General features: G+C 70.7%; 5 protein-coding genes. 4 read left to right on the forward strand and 1 reads right to left on the reverse strand.

The window, feature by feature from the left end; translation table 11 throughout:
- The coding region (locus tag EHS43_RS37530) for a TSUP family transporter (protein WP_148104190.1) at nt 1–391 on the reverse strand (391 nt) is incomplete at its 3' end.
- Nucleotides 392–570: 179 nt separating this feature from the next.
- Between EHS43_RS37530 and EHS43_RS37535 the strand changes: the two genes are divergently transcribed.
- From EHS43_RS37535 to EHS43_RS37550, 4 genes are all read left to right on the forward strand, one after another.
- Complete coding sequence (locus tag EHS43_RS37535) at nt 571–1,848, forward strand: aspartate kinase (protein WP_125195096.1); 1,278 nt, start codon at nt 571–573, stop codon at nt 1,846–1,848.
- Complete coding sequence (locus EHS43_RS37540; RefSeq protein ID WP_125195097.1) at nt 1,845–2,897, forward strand: aspartate-semialdehyde dehydrogenase; 1,053 nt, start codon at nt 1,845–1,847, stop codon at nt 2,895–2,897. Before EHS43_RS37535 ends, EHS43_RS37540 begins: the two co-directional genes overlap by 4 nt.
- Nucleotides 2,898–3,352: 455 nt before the next feature.
- Nucleotides 3,353–3,937 (forward strand): SigE family RNA polymerase sigma factor, encoded by a 585-nt coding sequence (locus EHS43_RS37545; RefSeq protein WP_125195099.1) that lies wholly within the window; start codon nt 3,353–3,355, stop codon nt 3,935–3,937.
- A 131-nt stretch (nt 3,938–4,068) separates the two neighbouring features.
- Nucleotides 4,069–4,855, forward strand: a 787-nt coding sequence (locus EHS43_RS37550) for a hypothetical protein (RefSeq protein ID WP_125195098.1), incomplete at its 3' end; no start/stop codon positions are given.

The raw sequence follows: 4,855 nt of genomic DNA on the forward strand, positions 1-4,855 counted from the left end.
CCCACACGGCGCCCCGGGTGTCGCGCAGGGCGGCCACCCGGGCACCGCGCAGGACGAGCAGCACCGCCACCGTCACCAGGCCGCCCATCACCAGCAGGAGCCAGGGCTGGGGGAGCCGGTGGGTGACCCAGGTGCCCGCGGGGACCGTGCAGGCCGCCGCCGCGCACAGCGGCACCATCGCGCGCGGCCGCACCAGCCGCCATCCGCCGGCCAGCCCCACCAGGCAGATCACCCCCGCCGCGCAGTTGGCCAGCACGACGCCCTGCGCCGGGCCGAGCAGCAGGATCAGCGCGGGCACGGCGACCAGGGCGAAGCCCATCCCGGTGAGCCACTGCACACAGGAGCCGAGCAGCACGATTCCCGCCAGGAGCACATCCGCCGTCACCGTCATGGTGTCCCTCACCGTAGGCGAGGGCCGCAGGGCTGTGTGACGCGGTGCACTTTTCCCGCGGCGCCCGAATGGGCATGCGCTGACCTGGGCGTCCGAATCTCACCATGCGATACCGCGGAGGTGGAATTCGGGCACTCGGTAAACTGAGCCGACACACACGGACTGAGCGAGGAGCGCACGTGGGCCTTGTCGTGCAGAAGTACGGAGGCTCCTCCGTAGCCGATGCCGAGGGCATCAAGCGCGTCGCCAAGCGAATCGTCGAAGCGAAGAAGAACGGCCACCAGGTGGTCGTCGTCGTTTCCGCGATGGGCGACACGACGGACGAGCTGATCGATCTCGCCGAGCAGGTCTCTCCCATGCCTGCCGGGCGTGAGTTCGACATGCTGCTGACCGCCGGGGAGCGGATCTCCATGGCGCTGCTGGCCATGGCGATCAAAAACCTGGGCCACGAGGCCCAGTCCTTCACCGGCAGCCAGGCCGGCGTCATCACCGACTCGGTCCACAACAAAGCCCGGATCATCGACGTCACGCCGGGCCGTATCCGGGAGTCGCTGGACAAGGGCAACATCGCCATCGTCGCCGGCTTCCAGGGCGTCAGCCAGGACAAGAAGGACATCACCACGCTCGGGCGCGGTGGCTCCGACACCACCGCCGTCGCCCTCGCGGCCGCCCTCGACGCCGAGGTCTGCGAGATCTACACCGACGTGGACGGCGTGTTCACCGCCGACCCGCGGGTGGTGAAGAAGGCGAAGAAGATCGACTGGATCTCCTTCGAGGACATGCTGGAGCTCGCCGCCTCCGGTTCGAAGGTGCTGCTCCACCGCTGTGTGGAGTACGCCCGCCGCTACAACATCCCGATCCACGTCCGGTCGTCCTTCAGCGGACTGCAGGGCACGTGGGTCAGCAGTGAGCCGATCGAGCAAGGGGACAAGAAGGTGGAGCAGGCCATCATCTCCGGTGTCGCGCACGACACCTCCGAGGCCAAGATCACGGTCGTCGGTGTGCCGGACAAGCCGGGTGAGGCCGCGGTCATCTTCCGCACGATCGCGGACGCCGAGATCAACATCGACATGATCGTGCAGAACGTCTCCGCCGCCTCCACCGGGCTGACGGACATCTCCTTCACGCTCCCCAAGGCCGAGGGCCGCAAGGCCATCGACGCCCTGGAGAAGAACAAGTCCGGCATCGGCTTCGACTCGCTGCGCTACGACGACCAGATCGGCAAGATCTCGCTCGTGGGCGCGGGCATGAAGACCAACCCGGGCGTCACGGCCGACTTCTTCACCGCGCTGTCCGACGCGGGCGTGAACATCGAGCTGATCTCGACCTCCGAGATCCGCATCTCGGTGGTCACCCGCGCCGACGACGTGGCCGAGGCCGTGCGCGCCGTGCACAGCGCCTTCGGACTCGACTCCGACAGCGACGAGGCCGTGGTCTACGGCGGCACCGGGCGATGACCGTACGTCCGACGCTCGCGGTCGTGGGGGCGACCGGGGCCGTCGGCACGGTCATGCTCCAGATCCTGTCCCAGCACGCGGACATCTGGGGCGAGATCCGACTGATCGCCTCCCCGCGCTCGGCTGGCCGCAAGCTGGCCGTGCGCGGGGAGCAGGTCGAGGTCGTGGCCCTGTCGGAGGAGGCCTTCGACGGGGTCGACGTCGCCATGTTCGACGTACCGGACGAGGTGGCCACGCAGTGGGCGCCGGTGGCCGCCGCGCGCGGCGCCGTCGTCGTGGACAACTCCGGTGCCTTCCGGATGGACCCCGACGTGCCCCTCGTCGTCCCCGAGGTCAACCCGCACGCGGTGCGGATGCGGCCGCGCGGGATCATCGCCAACCCCAACTGCACGACCCTGTCCATGATCGTGGCCCTGGGCGCGCTGCACGCCGAGTTCGGGCTGCGCGAGCTGGTGGTGTCCTCGTACCAGGCGGTCAGCGGCGCGGGGCGGGCGGGCGTGGAGACGCTGCGCCAGCAGCTGTCCCTGGTCGCCGGCACCGAGCTCGGCACGCACCCCGGTGACGTGCGGCGGGCCGTCGGCGACCGCACCGGGCCGTTCCCGGAGCCGGTCGCGCTGAACGTCGTACCGTGGGCCGGGTCGCTGCGCGAGGACGGCTGGTCCTCGGAGGAGATGAAGGTGCGGGACGAGTCCCGCAAGATCCTCGGCCTGCCCGCGCTGCCGGTCGCCGTGACCTGTGTGCGGGTCCCGGTGGTCACCGTGCACTCCCTCACCGTCCACGCCCGCTTCGAGGGCGAGGTCACCGTCCGCAAGGCGCGCGAGATCCTCGCGACCGCTCCCGGGGTCGTCCTCTTCGACGATCCGGCGGCCGGCGAGTTCCCCACCCCCGCCGACGTCGTCGGCACCGATCCCACCTGGGTCGGGCGGGTCCGGCGGGCCCTCGACGACCCCACCGCGCTCGAACTCTTCGTGTGCGGGGACAACTTGCGCAAGGGCGCGGCCCTCAACACCGCGCAGATCGCGGAGCTCGTGGCGGCCGAGTTCGGCTGACCCCCCTCCCGCGGCGGATCTGTCGTACGCAGTTGTGCCTACGGGAAAAGTCCTGGCCATGGCCGGAACCCTTTGTAGGATCTGTGGGCAACATGTGGTGCGACTAATGGTCCGTACCACTTGATCCCGGCGCCTGGGCGTCCGAAGATTTTCCTCCCCGCTCTCCGCAACCGTGCGAAGGGCGGGGAGCGTCTTTGCGAACGCCCTTTCAGGGGTGCGGGGACGCAGGCGGGGCGTGGGGACGCCCCGGCCATTGAGGACACAGGGGAAGAGCGGGTAGGCATGAGCGCGTTTGACGCACGGTCAGTTGTGCTGCCTGAGAGAAGATGGACGGCCGCGTACAACCCTCACCCGGGTGAGCGTGTCCAACTGTCGTGGCTCAGGTACTCGACTTCCCTGCCGCGCCGAGCGGCGCGGCTGTCCTCCGGCCCCGCAGGCCCGGGGCGCCCGGTGGCATGCCGGTGATCGCCCCCATGCCCGCAGCGCGGCCCGCCCGCATACCCAGTCAGCGTGACGGAGCCGAACACGCCGAGGACACGACGGCAGCCGGTACCACCGTCGACCACCTCACCGAGACCTACCGGGCGCACTACCGCTCCCTGCTGGGTCTCGCCGCCCTCCTGCTCGACGACACCGCCTCCTGCGAGGACGTCGTCCAGGAGGCCTTCATCCGCGTCCACTCGGCGCGCAAACGCGTCCGGGACCCGGAGAAGACCCTCGCCTACCTGCGCCAGACGGTCGTCAACCTCTCCCGCTCGGCCCTGCGTCGGCGCATCCTCGGACTCAAACTGCTGTCCAAGCCGATGCCCGACATGGCGAGCGCCGAGGAGGGGGCCTACGACCAGCTGGAGCGCGACTCGCTCATCAAGGCCATGAAGGGGCTGCAGCGCCGCCAGCGCGAGGTCCTGGTCCTGCGCTACTTCGCCGACATGACCGAGGCCCAGGTCGCCGACACCCTCGGCATCTCCCTGGGCTCCGTGAAGGCGTACGGCTCGCGGGGGATCGCCGCGCTGCGGGTCGCGATGGAGGAGCCGGTGTGAGCGGCGAGGGTGATACCGAGGGACGGCGCCATGAGCCTCACGCGTGGCATGAGCCGACCGGGGAAGGCGAGCACCAGCCGACCCGGGCGGCGCGGCAAGAGCACAAGCAATCGCACGCTGGGAACGGAACTGTGAATCAGGGCCCCGATGATCTGAGCTCCACGGGGGAGTTCGACTCGGACGAGCTGGCACTGCGACGGATGCTGCACCAGGCGGTCCAGGAGATGGAGCCGCGGGACGGCACCCTGGACCATCTGCGCAAGGCGGTCCCCGCACGACGGGCGCGCAAGCGGCAGGCCCTCGTCGGCATGGCCGCCGCCGCCCTCTTCTTCGGCACCGCGATCCCGGCCGTCGTGCACGTCTCCTCCACCGGCACCAGCGCCAACACCTCCAACGCCGGGCACGCCTCCCAGATGCAGGGCGGCGCGGGCCAGGGCAAGCACGAGGAGGGCGGCGAGTCCACCTCCGGCGGCTCCGCGGGCAAGACCGAGGACACGGGCAAGGGCACGTCGAAGGGCGACGACAAGGGCAGGACGGCGGGTGCGAGCACCGGCGCGGGCAGCGGCACCGACCCGTCCGCCACGACCTCCACGAGCGCCCCGGCCTGCACGGCCGCGCAGCTCGGCACCCCCACGGCGAGCACCGCGGTACCCGACGCCTCCGGGACGGTCTACGGCACCTTCCACGTCACCAACGGCTCCACCGCCGCCTGCACGGTCAACGGCCCCGGCGTCGTGACGCCGAGCGCGCAGGGCGCGGCCGACAGCAGCAAGATCAGCGCCGTCCGGCACGTGTCCGGCGACGCGGCCTCGGCCGGGCTGCCCGACCCGTCCCAGGAGGTCTCCCAGCTGGTGCTCCAGCCCGGTTCCTCCTACGACGTGAAGTTCGCCTGGGTGCCGTCCGAGACCTGCCCCACCT

The organism is Streptomyces sp. RP5T (genome assembly GCF_003933965.1).
GTDB lineage: Bacteria > Actinomycetota > Actinomycetes > Streptomycetales > Streptomycetaceae > Streptomyces.